A 19,432-nucleotide genomic window follows, 5' to 3' on the forward strand; every position below is an offset into this window, starting at 1 on the left:
ATACAAAATGACAACCACAACCGAAACAACTAAAACTACCTCTAAAATAAACAAGATTTTAAACGATCTTACTCCCGGCGAACGCACTGTTTGCCCATTACCGCATGACGGTTATTTATTTTTGGAGCACGATGTGCCTTCTTTGCTTATCTACAGAAAAAAACCAAATGACAAGGCCACATTGCGTTTGGCCCGGAGCGGAGCCTCTTATTTGATTATTGGGGAAGAGCATTTCGACTTTTTCCAGGAATTTATTTCGGTGTTGACCGAAAAAATGGCGGCTAAATTCGGTTCTTTCATTTTATTGGAAATTTTCAGTGGGGAAACCAACAGCCACGAATTTGTCATCCGTGGGCCTTCACACAAACTGCCGGTTTCCTTGGACGTTCTAAAAGATGAACTTTGCAAGATCCCCAGCCGAAAATACAATGTTCAGCTTACCGCACGTATCGAGCAGACCAAACAACGCCAACTGGAAGCCGTAACGCCGCTTTTCAGTATTAAAGACATCAAGGCCAAAGGTGGAACTTTGATTGGCCTTGAAGTGCCACCTGTTTACCGCGACGCGGACGATAATGTTTATCCGGTCTATTTCAGAAAATTTAGGGACAGTTTAATTGAAGCCATCCAAAAAGCCATTTTTGAATTTATACGGGTACAGACCACTTCAAAACTCACCAATTTTCATGCGCTGGGAAAACGTGATATTCATTCCGAAGTATTTAAAATAGATAAACAGCTTACTGAAATTCAATTGAGCTATCAATTTTTATTGTTGATTGCCCCCGTGAACATCCAAGCACTTCGCAAACGTTTTTTTGAAACCAATTTTGAAGAAATAGGCGCCTACCATTACCGTTTGCTTCCGGTAGATCCGGATATTTTGAAACGCAAACTCTATAATTTAAGGATAGACGAAATAGACGACCCCGCCCTCTCCTACCTTTTTGACGAAAAACGAGAAGAAATAGACCAACAGCTTACCATGCTAAAAGAACGGGGTTCAAAAAACTTCTTTTACAGCAGCGTCCGTTTGTATAAAGGAATTGATCCAAATGTATTGACCGAGGCCAAACTGATACTTCAGAATATCGATGAAGACCATTCACAAGAAGAACGGCAAGACATCGATGCCAAGGCATTTGCAAAAATGGCCGAAAGGGAATTTGAATATTTTAAAAAGCAAAGCCCTGATTACAATGGAAACATCCACATTCGAGACGATGTGAACATTATGATGGTCTCGCAAGGCGAACTGTACCTGCCCTCCGATTACACCATGACAAAAAATGGGGCAGCCGCTTTATTACAGCACGAAATAGGTACCCACGCCTTAACATACTACAACGGCAGTCAACAATCGTTAAGCCAGATGGCAGCAGGTTTTGCCGATTATGATGCCCTGCAAGAAGGGATTGCCGTACTCTCAGAGTATTTAATTGGCGGACTTTCGGGAAACCGGCTTAGAATCTTGGCCGGGCGCGTGGTCGCAGGCGATGCGCTTTTGGATGGAGCCGATTTTAAGCAGGTGTTTAGCTTATTGCATACGCAATATGGATTTTCAAAAGAAAATGCTTTTAATATTACCTCTAGGATGTTTCAAGGTGGCGGCTTTTTAAAAGATATTATTTATCTCAAGGGGCTGGTAGAGCTGCGTGATTATTTAATAGATGATGGCGAACTGGAGCCGTTACTGGCGGGAAAATTCGCTTTAAAGCACGTAGAAGTCATCGAAGATTTGACCGATAGGGGATTGTTGACCCCTCCAAAACTAAAACCAAGGTATCTCACATCTCCAGGTTTCAACAAAAAAATAGACCATATAAAACAAGGGTTGGCCCTTTCTAAAATGATATAAAAATGAAGATATGTTTTGTAATTAGCGATATAGAAACCGAAGCCATAGGCACCTCGGTAGTATTAATGAAACAAGCGCAGCAACGGGATCACGATCTTTATGTGATGAGCGTGGGCGATTTTATATTCCATCACGACAAACCCATTAGCCTGCGGTGCAAAAAAGTGCCCAAAACCCCAAAATCCCGAACGGTAACAAAGTTTTGGGAGCGCGTTCAAGATGAAGCCTTACCGTATGAAGTGATAAGCAGCTCGGATCTGGATGTACTCTTTCTTCGCAACAACCCCACAGAAGAAACCGATGATAGGCATTGGGCGGAACACAGCGGAATAGCCTTTGCCAGGATGATTCAACAGAGTGGCGTCTTGGTGTTAAACGATGCTTTCGCCATGTCGCATGCCTTTATCGACAAACTCTATTTTGAAGAACTGCCTTCCACCATAAAGCCCAACAGTTTAATTACCCGTAGCAAAGAAGATTTGTTGCAATTTTGGAAAGACAATGGAAAAAAAATGGTGTTGAAACCCTTGGAAGGTTCTGGTGGCCAAGATGTTTATTTAATTGACAAAGACAAAAAAAACCTCAACCAAATTATTGAAACCATTAGCGAAAAGGGCTACGTAATTGCCCAAGAGTTTCTGCCAGAAGTTTCAAAAGGCGATGTGCGGGTCATTTTAATGAACGGGAAAATTTTGGAAGAAGATGGTGAAAAAGCCGTCATACGTAGGGTAAATAAGGATGATACCGAATTTAGGAGCAACCTTGCCTTGGGCGCCAAAGCCGAAAAAGCAAAATTGACCGACGCCATGCAGCGCATCGTTGACATTGCCGCCCCAAAATTGATACGCGACGGCCTGTTTTTCGTAGGGTTGGACATCGTGGAGGATAAGTTGATTGAGATAAACGTTTTAAGCCCCGGTGGACTGGATTATTGTGAAGATATTGGCCTGCCCAACTTTACCGAAACCACCATAAAAGCCATTGAACGCAAAATTGAATACCGCAAACTTTATAAAAACAGCCTTTCCAACAGGGTGTTGGCGACGATGGATTAATTAGATGTGAGATATGAGACCTGCCTGATGGCAAGCAGGTGTGAGACAAAATTTATTAAATGCATTATAAACTGAAAAATTATTTATTTTGAAAAAAGACATCCCAAGGATAATAGGAACATACAGCAGTGGCAAGAAAGAGGCTTTGCTATTTGTAACTGCAGGAATACATGGCAACGAGCCCAGTGGTATTATAGCACTGCAGAATGTGTTTGATGAACTTTCAAAATCCAAACCTGAGATGAAGGGAACCCTCGTTGGCGTTTCTGGCAATAAGAAAGCCCTCAATAAAGGAGTACGGTTTATCGATGAAGATTTAAACCGAACGTGGACCCAAAAAAACATAAAAGAACAGGTAACCGATACCCATGAAAAAAAGGAAATGTTCGAGATTATCAAGGTTTTAAAAGAATACCCAGCTTCGGAATTTAATAAACGCTATTTTTTGGACTGCCACACCACTTCATCAGATAGTTTGCCCTACGCTTCGGTACAGGATGTTCACGATAATGACCGTTGGGCGCACCGTTTCCCAACGTATATCATCCGTGGGTTCTCAGATATAGTCGATGGCACCACCGATGGCTATATGAGCCGACAGGGCTTAACCGGATTTGTACTGGAAGCCGGGCAGCACGACGATCCCAACTCTGTCATCTATCACGAAGGCACCATCTGGATTGCTTTACAAGAAGCGTGTGGTTTGGATCTAGAAACACTTTCTACATTTCCAAAATCAGTTACTTTTCTTCAGAAACAAAAGGCATACCAAAAAACCTTTGAAATTGAATACCGACACGGTCTGGACGATGACGACACCTTTAAAATGGAACCCGGCTATAAAAATTTCCAACCCATAGAAAAAGGGGAATTATTGGCACATCAAAATGGCAATCCCGTTAAAAGTGATTGGGATGCATATATTTTTATGCCGCTGTACCAAAAGCAGGGAAATGATGGTTTTTTTGTAGTAAAAGAGGTTTAAAACGCTCTTTGCTTGAGAAATTATAGATAATCCTTTGTAATGAGCACATAACCTTTATATTGCACTCTTCAGCTTTTTTCTGAATACTAACTTCAACACATTACAAAATGGATTTTACAAACCCGTTGGTTTATGGAGTGCCGTGCTTTTTAGGCTTTATCGCCTTAGAACTATCGTACAGTAAGGTTTTTGACGATAAAGACCTCTACAACTGGAGGGATTTTATTTCAAGCTTGTCCCTTGGCGTTGGTTCAGCTATTTTGGGAGCATTGATCAAAACGGTTTCCATAATCCTTGTTTTTAACTTTGCGTACGATTTATTCAACCCAGTGGTCGATGGCGTCCGCACCAACATCATGGGCTGGGAATCGTTTAGTTATGCTTGGTACGTTTGGATTATCTGCATGCTGTTGGACGATTTCACCTACTATTGGTTTCATAGGCAAAACCACATGGTTCGCTTTTTATGGGCCGCGCATATTGTGCACCACTCTTCCGATAATTTTAATTTGGGGACCGCAGTTAGAAACGGTTGGTTTACTATATTGTACAAACCGTTTTTCTATGTTTGGATCGTCATCATCGGCTTTCCTCCGGAAATGTTAGTGGTTTGTTTGGGAATCGAGGCATTATGGCAATTTCAGCTGCATACCAAGTACATTAAAAAATTGGGAGTTTTTGAAAAATTCGTCAATACCCATACTATGCACCAAGTACATCACGCTTGCAACATAGAATATATGGATAAAAACCACGGGGGCATTTTAAATGTTTTTGACAGGATTTTCGGCACTTGGAAAGAATTGGACGATGATGTTGATATTCAGTACGGTGTTTCTACTCCTCCAAATTCCTATAATCTTTACGTGATTTTAATGCACGAATACCAAAACATTTGGCAGGATATGAAAAAGTCCAGCAATTGGTATCACAAATTCATGTACACTTTTGGCCCTCCCGGTTGGAGCCATGACGGAAGTACCTTGACCGTAAAGCAAATTCGTAAAGAAATGGCTGAGGAAAAGCTGGAAGCGGAAATTAAAGAAGCGGAAAAGGAAAAAGAGTTACGGGTTGCCTAACTTTTAAGGCAACCATTTTTTATCAAAATTAGGCTTGCGTTTTTCTAAAAAAGCATCACGGCCTTCTTTTGCTTCTTCTGTCATATACGCTAAACGTGTGGCTTCTCCAGCAAAAACCTGTAAGCCAAAGAATACACCCTTTAAGATTTCATTTTTTTTTCAATTTAAGTAAGATCAATCCATACATAAAATACCTAGCACTAGGTATTGTTTTGATTTTCAATTTGCTATAGATTTGATTTCAAACTAATCATTATGAGAAAGTTATTTTTGCTTCTAGCCTTCTTTTCAATAATTGGATGCTCTGAAGATGATACAATTCAAGATGAAACCAATGAAGAAGTATCAATCGATACAAAAATGGTAACAATAAATATCATTCTTCCGCAAAACTCTACCTTGAACACAGACAATCTAATTTTATCCTCTCTTTTTACTGAAAGTGAATCCATAACAGACGGAAAAGGTGAAGTAGAAGTTTTCGTCAATGATGGCATGGAAATAGTTCTGGTGACTGATAATGAAGATAACTTGATCATGATGCGCTATATAAATCCTGCAGAAGGTGATGAATTTACAATAGATTCTAAAACAACTGCGCAGACAGTAGCTATGTTTCATCCCTGGTCCATGCATTTATCGGCTCAAGCAAAACAGGAGGCTTTTGAAGAAATCGCTATGATGCCAGGTTTTGAAGCTTATCATAATATAATTATAAGCTATATAAACAACTACCAAGAAACAAATATTCTAGAAAATAATGAAGTATTAAGTGCAATCGACGATTTTCAAGGTACTATTCTGAATAGGGATTTAGAAATCAACAAACTTCCGCTTATATTTTCTGCGAACAGCGACAATATTACGATTACAAACAAAAAAAGTAGTTTAGCATACAATTTAATAATCACGGATGAAAATATAGAGAATGTTGGTGACGCATATGTCTTGAACGGAATTAACAAGGAACTAATATCTTGGAATACAACTCTTAGCCTTTTACAAGGTAATTTCGATATTTTCCAACCGACAGAGATTTCATTTCCTACACCCACCGCTACACAGCAATATTCATTACGTGCTGACCCTTGGCAGGGAGATGCAGCTTGGATAAATGGAAATAATATTACGTCAAAGCTTATAGGTATTTTTTCAACATCCTTAGCAGGGGTTTATAATTCCCTAGCTTGTGGGGCTGAAATTGGCAATTTATTCGTTGGATATGCTTCATTTATAATACAACAACTCAATAATGGGGATATAACCATAGGTGAAGCGCTCACCCAAATATTTACTTTGATGTTCGATAATAGCCAAAATTTATATAAGATCGTTACAGAATGTTCTAATCTAAACACAACCTCTGCTGCTTTCAAAAAAATGGTCAAGAAACTCTCGATTATTGGCAATCTTGAAAATGGAGCAGTACTTTTTTTCTATATGTTTGATTTGACTTTATATGATACCGAAATTGATTTTTGTTTTGAAAAAACCAATGAAGGCGTAGAAGAATGTACTATCGATCTTACTGGTATATGGAAAATGACCTATACGACCTCAAATTGCACACTTGCAAGCCCTGGGGAATATATATTATTCGAGTTTAGTAATGGAAATAAATTTACAGTTTTAGACGATACTGTTGAATTTAATATTCCGAAGGCAACATACAGTATTGAATTTAATGGTTTGGAGCTTTCTATTGATATGCAAGCCAGTGAGACCAATACTTGGTTCTGTAGTGATCCAATGGAAAAAGTTTCCACTCTTTTAAATGAAACCCTATCCCTATCTCTTAACTTTGATGAAGCAAAAAATCGCTTCGAAGGTAGTTATAATTTTAATTTCATAGAAACCTCAAATCCTAATTGTGAGGAAATAAACCAAGCCATTTACTGTAGTGGTTCAGCTGTTATGGTCAGAGAATAATGGGTTGAAAGTAATGACAGAAAATTTGATATTTTCTATATGAGTAAGATGCATCGCACCCTCTACTTTCTGAAAAGTAAAATTCATTAAATCATTTTTTTCGAGCTTTTTAAGATACTCAAAATTGACCAACACATCATCCTCCCCAAAAACTAACTTGACGGATATGCCACTCTCACTCAAAATTTTCACTTCATCTAGCATTTGTCCCAGTTTTATGGATTTCAACAGGCTTTGTCTAAAATGTGGGTCGGTATTCTTAAGATTTTCTTTTACAAATTCTTGATGCTCTTTATGCGTTAAGGATGTAGCAAAAATGTCCAAATCTTCTTCTGTCAACTCTTTTTTAAAAAGTAACGGAATTGCGGTATGTGGCATAAAGGCTTCTTCAATATTTAAGGGTAATTGTAAAGGAGGCGTACCTATTAAAAAAATACTTGAACAGTTTTTCAGTTTAGGGAGCGCTTGAATGGCCATGTGCCCACCGAAAGAATGACCAACAACTGTATAGTTTTTTAGTTTTAATTGATTGCAAAAAGTTGCAAGATCATCTACAATCTGATGTACCGAGTATGTTTCCAACCACTGCGAATCACCGTGTCCGGGCAAGTCCAACGCCAACATTCTAAATGCCTTTAGCTGCTGGCTTTCCAGTTGTTTTGTAAAAATGGCTTTAGAAAGAGAATTTCCGTGGATAAAAAGAATTATTTTTTCACTAGATGGATTAACCTCTAGATAGCTTATGCGATGATTGTTTACAATACAATTTTTAATCTCCATTTTTTATTAAAAAATTTTTACAATACCCCTATTTTATGGCAAAATGTAAGCAGGTCTGCTGTATTGCAGCACTGTGCTTTTTGCAACATATTCTTTCGGTGTGTGATTACGGTATGTGGACTTATAAATAATTTTTCTGCTATTTGATTTGAAGTAAGATTTATTGCCAGCAATTTAATTATCTCAAGCTCTCTTACCGTAAATAAGGATGAGAATTCTTCATATACACGCTTCTTCAGTTCGTCCTGATCAACTTTAGGCGTGATAAAATCCCATTGAACGATTTCAGAATCATCAAAAAATGATATGTCTGTTAGCAATGAGATATTTGACCTGAATTTTCCTTCGGGGGTCCTAGAATAAAACGAAGATTGTCGCAACAGTTTTATATACGTACCATCTTTCTTTCGAAATCTGTAGGTAATGTTCAGGGAAGTATCCCGCATGGACATTTTTTTATTTTCAACCAAATGGTTTACGATTGCTTGCGTTGCCCTACGTACAATTTGAATATCATTGGGGTGTGCAATTTCCAAGATTTTCTCCATAGTGAATTCTTCTTCCGAATAGCCAAGAATTTTATCCACGTTTCGTTGGTACACTACACTACTCGATTGCCAATCAATTACATACAAACATTGCGTTACATTTAAAGGAAAATTTTTGACCTTTGTAAAATCGAGAGCTTCCATTTTGGAATAGCCGAAGGTTTTCTGAATGTCTTCAACAAATTCTTTACTGGATTTGAACATAAATTTTGAGTTTAGCGCGTATACAGCCAAAAAACAAATACGTAGGTTTAAAATATTTTAGGGCAACCATTTTTTATCAAAATTAGGCTTTCTTTTTTCTAAAAATGCATCACGGCCTTCTTTCGCTTCCTCAGTCATATACGCTAACCTAGTCGCTTCGCCAGCAAATACTTGTTGACCAACCATGCCGTCGTCGGTAAGGTTCATCGCAAACTTAAGCATTTTTATGGAAGTTGGTGATTTTGCCAATACTTCTTGTGCCCATTCGTAAGCAGTTTGTTCCAATTCATCGTGAGGAATAACAGCGTTTACCATTCCCATGTCAAACGCTTCCTGTGCGCTGTAATTTCTTCCAAGGAAAAAGATTTCGCGCGCTTTTTTCTGTCCTACCATTTTGGCGAGATAGGCACTTCCGTAACCACCGTCGAAACTGGTTACATCAGCATCGGTTTGTTTAAATATGGCGTGTTCTTTACTGGCCAGCGTCATATCGCAAACCACGTGCAAGCTATGGCCACCGCCCACGGCCCAGCCGGGAACCACACAGATAACCGCTTTGGGCATAAACCGGATGAGTCGCTGAACTTCCAGGATATTTAGCCGGTGATAGCCGTCCTCGCCCACGTAACCTTGATGTCCGCGGGCTTTTTGGTCACCGCCACTGCAAAAGCTATACACCCCGTCTTTAGACGAAGGTCCTTCGGCAGACAACAACACTGCGCCAATGCTGGTATCTTCCTGTGCATCGTGGAAGGCGTCCAGCAATTCGGAAGTGGTTTTGGGTCGAAATGCATTGCGCACATCGGGGCGGTTAAAAGCGATCCGTGCCACGCCATTGCACTTTTTATAGGTGATATCGGTATATTCTTTGGCTGTTTTCCAGTTGGGTGTGTCCATATTTTATATTTTTACGGTAAAGATACTAATTTAGTCGTGTCCCACTAAGCTATGAGCTATTAGACATTAGACTTGAGATTAAATTGATAATCCATTCGATATATATTTTTTAATAGCTAAAAATAGATCAAACTATTGCTTTTAAAATAACGAGTAAAAAAATAGCACGGTCTTAAAAAATGCACAATTAGTTTCGAAATTTCGTGAGACGAAGTATTTAACTAATTGTATCGAACAATGAATAACATGACAAAACCAAACATTTTTTAACCTTATGAAAAAGCTACTTTTTTTCTTCGGAATTTTCTTAACAACATTAACTACAACTGCTCAAGAGGCCTATAAGTTTACTACGGAAATTGATCTGGAAACTACACCTGTGATAAGCCAAGGCCGTACCGGTACCTGCTGGAGCTTTTCCACCTCCTCTTTTTTAGAGTCTGAAATAATAAGGCTCACCGGAAAAAAAATCGATCTTTCTGAAATGTACACGGTACGAAATACCTATCCCAAAAAGGCTGAAAATTTCGTGATGCGCCAAGGCAAAGCGCAGTTTAGCGAAGGTGGGCTGGCACACGACGTAATCAACTCGGTTCGTGCGTATGGGTTGGTACCGCAAGAAGCGTACAGCGGTTTGATTGCTTCGGAAGAAAAACACAACCACGCCGAATTGGTCACCGTATTGCAATCCATGCTCGAAACCTATATCGACAATCCCGCCCAGCAGTTGAGTCCAAAATGGAAAAAAGCGGTTTCCAGCGTTTTGGATGTGTATTTAGGGAGCAATCCTTCCACCTTTCAGTATGAGGGTAAAAGCTATACGCCACAATCATTTTTGAAAATGACGAAATTGATTCCTGATGATTATGCGAGCATTACCTCATTTACACACGCACCGTTTTATTCCAAATTCATCCTAAACATCCCAGATAATTGGAGCAACGGCAGTTTTTACAATGTTCCATTAGATGAAATGATGGCAACCATTGTCCATGCTCTTGAAAACGGTTTTACGGTTGAGCTGGATTGCGATGTGAGCGAACGCAGTTTTTCGTCAAAAGACGGAGTAGCGGTGATTCCTGAAGATTCAAAAAATACCATTAAGGCATTGCAAGGTGTGTATCCAGAAAGAAGCATTACCCAAGCCTACCGCCAAGCCGAATTTGAAAATTACAACACCACCGATGACCACTTAATGCACATCACCGGAATCGTGCGCGACCAAAACGGCACCAAATACTACAAAGTGAAAAACAGTTGGGGGACTGATGAAAAACGAAACGCCAATGGCGGATATGTTTACTTTAGCGAAGCCTATATGAAATTGAAGGCCATAAGCATTATGGTACACAAAGATGCCGTGCCGAAAAACACTTCAAAAAAATTAGCATTATAATTTGGCTTAAAATTTGCTAATTTTGTACCGATGAAAAAACTTGTTTTCATACTATTGTTATTTCCAGTATTCGGAATAGGTCAACGTGATTTTGACACGCGGTATATTTCCATTGAAGCAACCCCTTCGGTAGAAATAAAAGGGCTGGAATTGATGCCTTATAAAGTATTTGGTGAACGGCACCAATTTGGGGCCCTCCCAGCCTATCTTCCTAACTTGGCTCCTGTTGCTGTTTCCGGGAAGGATTATTGGCAACCTGTCGATATGTTTTCGGCGGCCACTAAAAACAACAATTTTATTGATGCCAAAGCTACTGGCGACAATCCTTTTGCAGCACGGCTTAACAATCAGTTTGCTCAACCTGGCTTAAACGGCAACAACCGGTTTAAGGTCTATGCCGATGATGAATATTCACGGGTAAACAATTCGGTTTATGAAAACCAGACCATGCCTTACTTTGGGAATCCTTATTACAGAGGCTCACAATATGGGAACCCTTACTACTATACACCGTATTACAGGCAATCGGGCATCAATCTTTATAAAAACAAGGAGAACAAAAGTTCGATACAGATTCAAGTACGGGAATATTAATAAGAACTCTTTCGTCAAGCCAGTGAGGTATGAAAAATTCAAATTCGTGATTCCTGCCGGTCTATCGAACTCACTCAAACATCCCTAAGCTACTATTGTCACTTTTGTCTAGTACCCAACTATCAAACCAATTCTATCCCATCACTTTTAATGACAATCTGTTTGTCTTTGTACAGGCTGCCAATGGCTTTTTTAAAGCTTTTTTTGCTGAGGCCCAATTCGTTTTTAATGGTTTCGGGATCGCTTTTATCGTGTAGGGGCAAAAAACCTCCGGCCGCTTTTAGCTCGTCCAAAATGTAGTTGGCATTGGGTTCAATGCTTCGGTAGCCTGGTGCTTGCAAAACAATATCTATTTTATTGTCTTCGCGCACTTTTTTAACATAGGCTTTTAAACGATCACCGGTACGGATGTCTTCAAAAATATCATCAATATAAATAAGGCCGTGGTGTTTGCCATTGACAATTACATTGGCGCCTTTTTCGGTAAGGTGCGTTACTAAAATATCGACCTTTTCATATTTTTCAACGGTCACGGTACTGTTGTCAACAAAACAGTTGGTTTTACTAGAACCCACCAAGCGGTCGGTCTTTTCATCCAGATACAAATAAATGATGTACCAATTTCCTGCGGTCATGGGTCTTGCTTGCTCCTTAAAAGGCACAAACAACTGTTTTTCGAGTCCCCAATCCATAAAAGCGCCGTATTTGGTTACATCGCTGCATTGCAGGTAGGCAAATTCGTTTAATGTAACGTAGGGTTCGAGAGTGGTTGCAATGGGACGTTCTTCATTGTCCAGATAGACAAATACTTCAATTTTATCCCCTATTTCGTACGTTTCGGGCTTGTACTTGTGCGGCAATAAAATTTCATTTTGTTCTTTTTCACCATCTCCTAAAAATAAACCGGGGTCGGTTTCCCTTAAAATGGTGAGTGTTTGGTATTGTCCTATATTGATCATAGTTGCAAAGGTACTACAATAAGCATTCATTGAAATATCAGAAAAAAAATTTTTACCCTTTTTAATTAATTCAGTATCTTCACGTGGCATGAAACCAACCCCTCCTCACCACCAATTGCCAGAAAGTGCCGTGTTGAAAGACGTGCTAAAAAGCAAGATTGCCACGGTGTATTTTTATGACGATGTTGCTGTAGTTGAAGCAAAAGAAGGTGTAACCCTTTCATACAAAACGGCTTTTTCGCTTCTTATAAGCGGTTTAAATTATTTGCGCGCCTCTTCTTGGGTGTATATTTCGAACCGGTTGAATTCGTATTCCCTAAACCCCCAAGATTACCGATATTTAGAAAAAATACCTACCCTCAAAGGGTTGGCCGTTGTTTACGAGTCCGAAATAGGAAAAAAAAACGCCGAAATGGAAGCCAAATTCTTCAACAAGCCTTTCGCCTCCTTTTCAAACCTTACCGAAGCATACAACTGGGCTAGGGAACTGTTAGATGCTTGAAAATATCACGCAATAAACTTAAAATAATCCAGTAAGACCCGGTCATTTACTTCAGCAGGAGTGAACACTTCCAAGATTTTGGGTTTTTCAGAAGAAGAAAGAAACACATTCAATTGTTCTTTCAACGCAACTTCATCAGTAACCGGAGTATAATCAAACTGATACATCATGGCCAATTGTTTTGCTGAAAGTTGGTGCTGTGTTTCAAAAAAGCGTTCAAAATGCTGGGTATTCTTTGCATTCGGCAAAATCCTAAAAATGCCACCGCCACTATTATTGATCAAGATAATTTTGAAATCCTTTGGAATATAATCGTTCCACAACCCATTGCTGTCGTAAAAGAAACTCAAATCGCCCGTTATCAACACCGTAGACAGTTTTGAAGCATACGCTGCCCCTACGGCCGTGCTCACGCTTCCGTCAATACCACTGGTGCCACGATTGCAAAACACGTGTACGGACGTTGGGATATCGAACAATTGTGCATACCGTATCGCTGCACTGTTGGCCACTTGCAATTGAAGAGGATTGGGCAAGGCTTTTAAAATTTCGGAATACACCTTGAAATCTGAATACGGTGCTGTGGCAACATACTCTTTGTGCAAGGCCGTGCGTTTGTTTTTAACAGCAAGCCAATCGCGTTGATAGGTGCTCGCCACCGTGTGGGTTTTGGGCATGAACGATTGTAAAAATGTATTGGGGGTTGTTTTTATGTGCGCACTCAAAGAAAAATAGGTATCGTATGCCTTTTTAACATCCACGTGCCAATGTGCTTTTGGTTTATAGCTTCGTAAAAACTTTTTAATGCGCTTGGAAACCACCATCCCGCCAAACGTAAGTAAAATATCTGGTCGCAAGGCTTTAAAACCGTCTTCGTCCAAAGCGGTAATGAGCTGGTCGATAGCCGGAATGAAATTTTCGTGATGCAGGTTGGACGTTGTTTCGGTCAACACCAAAACACTTTCGTCTTTTGCCAAAGCTTTGATGTACTGTTCTTCAATGCTGTTTGGCGGCAAGACGCCCACCAAAACCATTTTTTTAGTGTTGTTGTTCCACGTTTTGGCAAATTCATTTAAATTTTCGGGACTTTCTTCAGCAATAACTCTCGCTGGAACGTGCTGCGGATGAACTTCCAATGTATCTAAGGTGTTATACAACGGTTCAGAAAAAGGTAAGTTTACGTGCACCGGGCCTTGCAGCTCGAATGCTGTGTTCAACGCAATGTTTATTTCGGTTTCATTAAAAGTTTGGTGTTCGGTCCCTTCTTTGCAATTCGCGTTATAAAGAATATGCTTTCCATACACTTCTTCTTGTTGTATGGTTTGCCCGTCCCCTATTTCGAGCAATTCTGGTGGACGATCGGCCGAAAGGACAACCAAGGGGATATCGCTGTAAAACGCTTCGGCCACTGCCGGGAAATAATTCAGCAATGCCGAACCGGAAGAGCATACCAAAGCCACGGGTTTTTTGGTTTGCTGTGCCATTCCCATAGCAAAAAAAGCAGCACAGCGCTCATCGACAATGCTAAAGCAGTTGAAACTGGGATTTTCGGTAAAGCCAATGGTCAACGGCGCGTTTCGTGAACCTGGGGAGATCACAATGTGGTCTATCCCTTTTAAAAGGCACAATTGGGTAAGGGTTTGCGAGAGGTGTTTTGCAGAATAGTTCATTGTTGCAAAGGTACAAACTGCCGTGTCAATTTTAAAGCATTGGTTGCAGTACCTGCAACATAGTTTGCAATTTGTTTTGGGTTTCTTCCCATTCGTCTTCCGGCTGTGAATCGAAGGTAATCCCGCCTCCTACATATAGATACGCTTTGTCGTCTTCAAGTTTCATACAACGAAGGTTGACATACAGGCACGACCTGGAATCCTTATCGTTTATGGAGCCTATAAACCCCGTGTAATATTCCCGATCATAGCCTTCGTTATCGACAATAAAGTCGGTGGCCTCTTTTAAAGGCGTGCCACAAACCGCTGGGGTTGGGTGCAAAGCGGCAGTAATGGTGGTCAAGGTGGTTTTTTTGTTTTTCAACATTCCGGTAATGTCGGTTCGCAAGTGCGCAAGCGATCCTGCTTCGTGGGTATAAGGTTTTGAGACCCGCAATACCGACGTCACTTTTTGCAGGCAATTGCTCATCACATCGGTCACTACCTGTTGTTCGTTCAGTTCCTTGGGTGTCCAGTCTGGTTCGGCTTGGTCTGCTATGTTCTTGGTTCCTGCCAAGGCCATGGTAGTAAAAGAACCGCCTTGGGTAACCAAAAGCACTTCGGGCGTGGCGCCGCACCACAAACCGGTTTCAGGATGATACCAAACATAGCGAAAAGCCGTTGGGTACAACCGCAATAACCGGGGCACAAGACTTGAGAAATCGATATGTTCTATAGGCACTTCCTTTTTCCGTGAAACAACAACCTTGTGGATGTGCTTTCGGTTAATGGCCTTAAGTGCTTTTGAAACGAGCCGCATGTGCTCTTCCTTTTCTATTGTTTTGGAGTCGAGTTCTACGGTCTTGGGCTTTATTTTCCCTTGGTTTTGAAAAGCTTCTGAAAGATCACAGGATAGTTGTTGAGACGCTTTAAAAGGAATACATATTGTTTGGCCTTCATATTTAAATGGCGCCATGACAATACCTTGTTCATCAAATTTTTCCGAAGTGTATTTTACCGTGTTTTCTTGAAGCAATACCTCAACCGTATCGCCTTCAGGGTGCGCGTAAAGCACAAAGGGTTTTTTCTGTTTGTAATGTTCGGTTAGTTGTTGAAGTATTATTTTTAAGTTCATTTTTGGTTAGTTTTCAAGGCTTAAGGTAGTCAATTTTACCAAGGAAACCAATTGCCCTTCCTCATTGACGATCTTAATCTGCCAAAGCTGTGTGGTACGGCCTTGGTGCAACACTTTCGCGTGGGCATACACAAAGCCTTCGCGTACGCTTTTAACGTGGTTTGCGGCAATCTCAATTCCGCGTATCGTTACTTTTTCGGCATCCATAAAGATAAATGCTGCGGCACTGCCTACGCTTTCGGCCAATGCCACCGATGCCCCGCCATGCAATACGCCGTCTGGCTGGTGCACTTTTGGCGTTACGGGCATTTTGGCTATTAATGTATCTTCGGTAACATCGATAAACTCGATTTCCAAGGTTTGCATAAGGGTGTTTTGGCACATTTTTTTGCAACCTGCCAAAACTTCTTCTTTGGTGTACTTCATCTGTTTCTTTTAACTTTGTAAAAATACAAAATACAAATGGCCAACGAAAAAACGGTTTCCTATACTTCAACAAACACCTACACCACTGTAAACACCCTTACTCCTAAAACAAAAAACATTTGGATAGCATTTCATGGATTAGGATATTTAAGTCGCTATTTTGCCAGGTATTTTAGACACTTAAATCCCGAAGAAAATTACATTATCGTACCCCAAGCTCCTTCTAAATACTACCAAGGAAACGACTTTAAACACGTGGGTGCGTCCTGGCTCACCAAGGAAAATACCAAGCAAGAAACCAAAAACGTATTAGCCTATATCGATGCGGTTTGGGAAGCTGAAAAACCAACAGTGATGACCAACTTTATCGTATTGGGCTATTCACAAGGGGTTTCCATTGCCACACGGTGGTTGGCCAGCCGCAACATAATTTGTGACCATTTGGTGCTTCATTCTGGAGGCATCCCAAAAGAATTGAAACCAAAGGATTTTTCTTTTCTGAAACCTGAAACCAAGGTCACCTATCTCTACGGAAACAAAGACCCGTATATTACCGAAGCACGCAAAACCGAAGAACAGCTAAAAGGAGATGCTCTGTTCGGGAACCGGTTGCAGGTTACGGTTTTTGAAGGCATTCACGAAATGAACACGGCTTTTCTCCAACAACTGGCTATATCGTGAATTCAAAAAAATAGTGCATTTCATCGATTTTTTTTGTACTTAAGCAAAAAATGTGGTTTATTTATACTGTTTTGTAAGAATTTCAATGCCCCGAATTATGAAAAAACCATTACTTACCCTATTTTTTGCGGTCTTTTGTACTGCACTTTTTGCGCAAGTGAGCACCCAAGAAAAACAAGCCCTTATCGACTTTTACCATGCCACCAATGGCGAAAAATGGCACCATACGTGGCAATTGGACCAACCGGTTTCAGCTTGGAAAGGCGTAACAGTAGAAGACAAAAAGGTAACCGGCATTACGTTGCTCTTTAACAATGTTGAAGGAACGATCCCGGCTTCCATAGGAGACCTTGCCAATCTTAAAACCTTAGAACTTTCGTTCAATAACATATCCGGTGAACTGCCTGCTACTATCGGAAATCTTAAAAACCTGAACATACTGGCCTTTAACGGCAACAATTTAAGAGGCTCGATACCAAGCAGCATTGGCGAACTCAACAAATTACAGCAGTTGCACCTCAGTAGCAATAAATTGTCAGGAACGGTACCAACAACGGTAAAGAAATTAAAAAATTTAGAAATCTTTAATGTATTTGACAATAACCTGACCGGAGAATTACCAACCGATTTGGCCCAAAACGACAACATAAAAGAGTTTATGGTTGCGGAGAATAATTTTTCGAACCCTGAACTTTTTTCCATAGTGTTGTTGTCTAATTCTGGGGCTGGACTGGACCTTAACCAAAAAACTGCTTTAACGTCGCCAGCCAACAGTATCATTGCCATTGAAAAAAATGAAGATGAATAAACACAGTTGTTTTTTTAACACGAATTTTCGGAATAATGTGCAAAAAGCATATCGGTAAAAATCAGAAAATATCGTTAAAGCACTTTGTTAAAGAATATTTAATGAGTACTATTGCAAAGATTAATTAGTTTAGTTGCTAATTGATTTATTTGGTTTGAACGGCTCTCTACTAAGGGCCGTTCTTTTTTTGCTCAGTTAACACATTACCTGTAAGGGTTTTATGACACTACCTACTATCTAAAACCCAATAAAAAGCACTATATTTAAAGGTTAAACGCTTGGTATGAAGTTAGGTGCTTTTTTCTGTATTTTGATTTTTTGTGCTTCTACAACTATAAAAGCACAATCTTTTACTGGAAGTTTTGACCTGATTATTTCGCTACATTATAAAAATGAAAACCAACGCAGTGATACGCTTTCCTATACGTTCGGAAAAACCAAAACGGCGCTTGTAATCCACACTAAAAGAAACCAGCCCGATTTGCGGCTTGTTTTCAATTCAAAAGATTCCACTATTACCGGTTTGTTTGACCATAAGGGTAAAAAAGGCGGCTACATCTTGCCGATGAACTCAACATATTGGCCAGCAATGGACGTGGCAATGCGCGATTATGGTACGGGACCCCGCACTACATTGAACTATACCGGAAAGACCAAGGAAATAGAAGGCCATCAAACCCGTGAAGTCTTGGCAGAAAATGAAGCATATTCCGCAAGTTTGTGGCTTCCAGAAGCTATAGAACTCCATATGGGAAGCGTACTGGCCTATCAATCGGTCGGGGCGGGAAAAGACACTGAAGCAGTTGAATTATTTGATCAATTTGGAGTAGAAGGCTTGCCTTTGCTCATGCATTTGACCAGCAAAACTGGCCGCGCCGATGTAGTGCTGCGCGTCGAAAACCTTTCTGAAACCGTTGATCCAGCGATATTCAGCAGCGAAGGGCATTCCCTAAGCCGGGTGGAACAACCTTAAAAACCATAGACCACATGAAATTGTTTTCTTCTAAAGCTACGTTTGTATCAATGCTGTTGCTTACAGCCGTCTTTTTTTTCAATAGCTGTATCACGGTAAAGCTTATCTCAGATTACGACGAGCTAACCGACCAAGCGCTGCACGACCTGCAACAGCGCACCGCCACCTATTTTGTTACCCTGAAAAGAGACCTAAACGATGAAGACGGTACTGCAAACTACGACGATTACACTGGTTTTTTTGATAAGGCACAAATAGCACTAAACACCCTAAAAATAAGAACCGGTGCTATAGAAAAGAACAGCATCGTGCAACAACAGGTTAATGAACTGGCGTCTATCTTCGACAACCTTGAAAAAGCGCATAAAATAGGGTTTCAGTCGGCCGAAGCGATCACCCCGCCCTTAAGCTCATTCAACACGGCATTTACAGCGATTGCCAAACTGCAACTCGCCCTAAAAAGAGGAAACGAGAACCCTTAAAAATCAAAAACCCATGGCAACAATAGATGTTCAGGAAGTCTTTAAAAATATGCTCGCCGCTGCAAAAGGCGTGATGGAAGCTAATTGGGAAGATGTAAAACCCTATGCCGAGCAAGAATTTAAAAACCTATCGGAAAACCTACAGCTTATCATCAGGTTGCGGGCCGAGAACAAAATAACCGAGGAGCAAGCCAAACTGTATCTGGACATCCACAAAAGCAGTGTAAAAATCGTGCTGCTTACCATTGAAGGTTTGGGCATCCTTGCTGTAGAGCAAGCTATAAACGCAGCTCTGGATGTTGTGAAAGATACTGTTAACACCGCTATTGGTTTTGTATTGATTTAAATACGACCGCCAAAAAAAGCGATATCTTTTCAAATTGCGGGTTTTATCTTTTTTAAATTTCCGTATTACAGGTAGTACAAAATAATTTCAAATTCATTTCGTGCGTTCAATTGGTTTTCTTCTCCAAAACGCGCTTGACCTGGACA

20 protein-coding genes and 1 pseudogene are annotated in these 19,432 nt (G+C 40.4%); 13 read left to right on the plus strand and 8 right to left on the minus strand.

Annotated features, from left to right (window positions below; genetic code table 11):
- Window positions 1–7: 7 nt before the first annotated feature.
- The 4 genes from DDV96_RS05810 to DDV96_RS05825 all read left to right on the plus strand — a co-directional run bounded on the left by DDV96_RS05810 (window position 8) and on the right by DDV96_RS05825 (window position 4,977).
- Complete coding sequence (locus DDV96_RS05810; RefSeq protein ID WP_116693813.1) at window positions 8–1,858, plus strand: flavohemoglobin expression-modulating QEGLA motif protein; 1,851 nt, start codon at window positions 8–10, stop codon at window positions 1,856–1,858.
- A gap of 2 nt (window positions 1,859–1,860) precedes the next feature.
- Entirely contained in the window at window positions 1,861–2,913 is a 1,053-nt protein-coding gene (locus tag DDV96_RS05815; protein WP_116693814.1) for an ATP-grasp domain-containing protein, read from the plus strand.
- Window positions 2,914–3,001: 88 nt separating this feature from the next.
- Window positions 3,002–3,898, plus strand: coding sequence for a M14 family metallopeptidase (locus tag DDV96_RS05820; RefSeq protein ID WP_240607681.1), 897 nt, complete (start codon window positions 3,002–3,004; stop codon window positions 3,896–3,898).
- Window positions 3,899–4,005: 107 nt separating this feature from the next.
- Window positions 4,006–4,977, plus strand: a complete 972-nt coding sequence (locus tag DDV96_RS05825; RefSeq protein WP_116693816.1) for a sterol desaturase family protein — start codon at window positions 4,006–4,008, stop codon at window positions 4,975–4,977.
- A gap of 3 nt (window positions 4,978–4,980) precedes the next feature.
- On the opposite strand, the pseudogene DDV96_RS05830 reads toward DDV96_RS05825, so the two are convergent.
- Window positions 4,981–5,103, minus strand: a pseudogene (locus tag DDV96_RS05830) (1,4-dihydroxy-2-naphthoyl-CoA synthase); the annotation flags it as partial.
- 129 nt (window positions 5,104–5,232) lie between these two features.
- Between DDV96_RS05830 and DDV96_RS05835 the strand changes: the two are divergent.
- Entirely contained in the window at window positions 5,233–6,906 is a 1,674-nt protein-coding gene (locus tag DDV96_RS05835) for a hypothetical protein (protein ID WP_116693817.1), read from the plus strand.
- Here DDV96_RS05835 and DDV96_RS05840 read toward each other — a convergent pair.
- The 3 genes from DDV96_RS05840 to DDV96_RS05850 are packed head-to-tail and all read right to left on the minus strand — an operon-like array spanning window position 6,883 to window position 9,335.
- Window positions 6,883–7,686, minus strand: a complete 804-nt coding sequence (locus tag DDV96_RS05840) for an alpha/beta fold hydrolase (protein ID WP_116693818.1) — start codon at window positions 7,684–7,686, stop codon at window positions 6,883–6,885. The two genes, DDV96_RS05835 and DDV96_RS05840, sit on opposite strands and share 24 nt — an antisense overlap.
- 17 nt (window positions 7,687–7,703) lie before the next feature.
- Window positions 7,704–8,438 (minus strand): LuxR C-terminal-related transcriptional regulator, encoded by a 735-nt coding sequence (locus DDV96_RS05845; RefSeq protein WP_116693819.1) that lies wholly within the window; start codon window positions 8,436–8,438, stop codon window positions 7,704–7,706.
- 57 nt (window positions 8,439–8,495) lie between these two features.
- Entirely contained in the window at window positions 8,496–9,335 is an 840-nt protein-coding gene (locus DDV96_RS05850) for a 1,4-dihydroxy-2-naphthoyl-CoA synthase (RefSeq protein ID WP_116693820.1), read from the minus strand.
- Between the two features lie 274 nt (window positions 9,336–9,609).
- Between DDV96_RS05850 and DDV96_RS05855 the strand changes: the two genes are divergently transcribed.
- Window positions 9,610–10,731, plus strand: a complete 1,122-nt coding sequence (locus DDV96_RS05855; protein ID WP_116693821.1) for a C1 family peptidase — start codon at window positions 9,610–9,612, stop codon at window positions 10,729–10,731.
- A 30-nt stretch (window positions 10,732–10,761) separates the two neighbouring features.
- Complete coding sequence (locus DDV96_RS05860; protein WP_116693822.1) at window positions 10,762–11,325, plus strand: hypothetical protein; 564 nt, start codon at window positions 10,762–10,764, stop codon at window positions 11,323–11,325.
- 122 nt (window positions 11,326–11,447) lie between these two features.
- On the opposite strand, the gene DDV96_RS05865 is transcribed toward DDV96_RS05860, so the two are convergent.
- Entirely contained in the window at window positions 11,448–12,284 is an 837-nt protein-coding gene (locus DDV96_RS05865) for a CvfB family protein (protein ID WP_116693934.1), read from the minus strand.
- Between the two features lie 88 nt (window positions 12,285–12,372).
- On the opposite strand from DDV96_RS05865, the gene DDV96_RS05870 reads away from it, so the two are divergent.
- Window positions 12,373–12,786: a hypothetical protein gene (locus DDV96_RS05870; RefSeq protein ID WP_116693823.1), complete on the plus strand. Its 414-nt coding sequence runs from the start codon at window positions 12,373–12,375 to the stop codon at window positions 12,784–12,786.
- 5 nt (window positions 12,787–12,791) lie between these two features.
- On the opposite strand, the gene menD is transcribed toward DDV96_RS05870, so the two are convergent.
- The 3 genes from menD to DDV96_RS05885 are packed head-to-tail and all read right to left on the minus strand — an operon-like array spanning window position 12,792 to window position 15,996.
- Window positions 12,792–14,456, minus strand: a complete 1,665-nt coding sequence (menD, locus tag DDV96_RS05875; protein ID WP_116693824.1) for a 2-succinyl-5-enolpyruvyl-6-hydroxy-3-cyclohexene-1-carboxylic-acid synthase — start codon at window positions 14,454–14,456, stop codon at window positions 12,792–12,794.
- Window positions 14,457–14,487: 31 nt separating this feature from the next.
- The gene (locus DDV96_RS05880; protein ID WP_116693825.1) at window positions 14,488–15,570 is read right to left on the minus strand and encodes an isochorismate synthase; all 1,083 of its coding nucleotides are present in this window, start codon (window positions 15,568–15,570) and stop codon (window positions 14,488–14,490) included.
- Window positions 15,571–15,576: 6 nt separating this feature from the next.
- On the minus strand, window positions 15,577–15,996 hold the full coding sequence (locus DDV96_RS05885; RefSeq protein ID WP_116693826.1) for a hotdog fold thioesterase: 420 nt from the start codon (window positions 15,994–15,996) through the stop codon (window positions 15,577–15,579).
- Window positions 15,997–16,032: 36 nt separating this feature from the next.
- Here DDV96_RS05885 and DDV96_RS05890 point away from each other — a divergent pair, with 36 nt between their 5' ends.
- The 5 genes from DDV96_RS05890 (at window position 16,033) to DDV96_RS05910 (ending at window position 19,286) form a co-directional block, all read left to right on the plus strand.
- A complete protein-coding gene (locus DDV96_RS05890) occupies window positions 16,033–16,677 on the plus strand; it encodes an alpha/beta hydrolase (protein ID WP_116693827.1) in 645 nt (214 codons plus the stop codon).
- Window positions 16,678–16,774: 97 nt separating this feature from the next.
- On the plus strand, window positions 16,775–17,485 hold the full coding sequence (locus tag DDV96_RS05895; protein ID WP_165805972.1) for a leucine-rich repeat domain-containing protein: 711 nt from the start codon (window positions 16,775–16,777) through the stop codon (window positions 17,483–17,485).
- 283 nt (window positions 17,486–17,768) lie between these two features.
- The gene (locus DDV96_RS05900) at window positions 17,769–18,458 is read left to right on the plus strand and encodes a hypothetical protein (protein ID WP_116693829.1); all 690 of its coding nucleotides are present in this window, start codon (window positions 17,769–17,771) and stop codon (window positions 18,456–18,458) included.
- A gap of 14 nt (window positions 18,459–18,472) precedes the next feature.
- Window positions 18,473–18,940 carry a hypothetical protein gene (locus DDV96_RS05905; RefSeq protein WP_116693830.1) on the plus strand — a complete coding sequence of 156 codons (468 nt, stop codon included), beginning with the start codon at window positions 18,473–18,475 and terminating at the stop codon, window positions 18,938–18,940.
- Between the two features lie 13 nt (window positions 18,941–18,953).
- Entirely contained in the window at window positions 18,954–19,286 is a 333-nt protein-coding gene (locus tag DDV96_RS05910) for a hypothetical protein (protein WP_116693831.1), read from the plus strand.
- Window positions 19,287–19,432 lie beyond the last annotated feature (146 nt).

Source organism: Marixanthomonas spongiae (assembly GCF_003095375.1).
Lineage (GTDB): Bacteria > Bacteroidota > Bacteroidia > Flavobacteriales > Flavobacteriaceae > Marixanthomonas > Marixanthomonas spongiae.

Coding starts and splice junctions, on each gene's coding strand:
- DDV96_RS05885 (WP_116693826.1), bottom strand. CDS start 15,996: ATGAAGTACACCAAAGAAGAAGTTTTGGCAGGTTGCAAAAAAATGTGC.
- DDV96_RS05880 (WP_116693825.1), bottom strand. CDS start 15,570: ATGAACTTAAAAATAATACTTCAACAACTAACCGAACATTACAAACAG.
- DDV96_RS05895 (WP_165805972.1), top strand. CDS start 16,775: ATGAAAAAACCATTACTTACCCTATTTTTTGCGGTCTTTTGTACTGCA.
- DDV96_RS05865 (WP_116693934.1), bottom strand. CDS start 12,284: ATGATCAATATAGGACAATACCAAACACTCACCATTTTAAGGGAAACC.
- DDV96_RS05840 (WP_116693818.1), bottom strand. CDS start 7,686: ATGGAGATTAAAAATTGTATTGTAAACAATCATCGCATAAGCTATCTA.
- DDV96_RS05905 (WP_116693830.1), top strand. CDS start 18,473: ATGAAATTGTTTTCTTCTAAAGCTACGTTTGTATCAATGCTGTTGCTT.
- DDV96_RS05910 (WP_116693831.1), top strand. CDS start 18,954: ATGGCAACAATAGATGTTCAGGAAGTCTTTAAAAATATGCTCGCCGCT.
- DDV96_RS05845 (WP_116693819.1), bottom strand. CDS start 8,438: ATGTTCAAATCCAGTAAAGAATTTGTTGAAGACATTCAGAAAACCTTC.
- menD (WP_116693824.1), bottom strand. CDS start 14,456: ATGAACTATTCTGCAAAACACCTCTCGCAAACCCTTACCCAATTGTGC.
- DDV96_RS05860 (WP_116693822.1), top strand. CDS start 10,762: ATGAAAAAACTTGTTTTCATACTATTGTTATTTCCAGTATTCGGAATA.
- DDV96_RS05890 (WP_116693827.1), top strand. CDS start 16,033: ATGGCCAACGAAAAAACGGTTTCCTATACTTCAACAAACACCTACACC.
- DDV96_RS05900 (WP_116693829.1), top strand. CDS start 17,769: ATGAAGTTAGGTGCTTTTTTCTGTATTTTGATTTTTTGTGCTTCTACA.
- DDV96_RS05855 (WP_116693821.1), top strand. CDS start 9,610: ATGAAAAAGCTACTTTTTTTCTTCGGAATTTTCTTAACAACATTAACT.
- DDV96_RS05835 (WP_116693817.1), top strand. CDS start 5,233: ATGAGAAAGTTATTTTTGCTTCTAGCCTTCTTTTCAATAATTGGATGC.
- DDV96_RS05815 (WP_116693814.1), top strand. CDS start 1,861: ATGAAGATATGTTTTGTAATTAGCGATATAGAAACCGAAGCCATAGGC.
- DDV96_RS05850 (WP_116693820.1), bottom strand. CDS start 9,335: ATGGACACACCCAACTGGAAAACAGCCAAAGAATATACCGATATCACC.
- DDV96_RS05825 (WP_116693816.1), top strand. CDS start 4,006: ATGGATTTTACAAACCCGTTGGTTTATGGAGTGCCGTGCTTTTTAGGC.
- DDV96_RS05870 (WP_116693823.1), top strand. CDS start 12,373: ATGAAACCAACCCCTCCTCACCACCAATTGCCAGAAAGTGCCGTGTTG.
- DDV96_RS05810 (WP_116693813.1), top strand. CDS start 8: ATGACAACCACAACCGAAACAACTAAAACTACCTCTAAAATAAACAAG.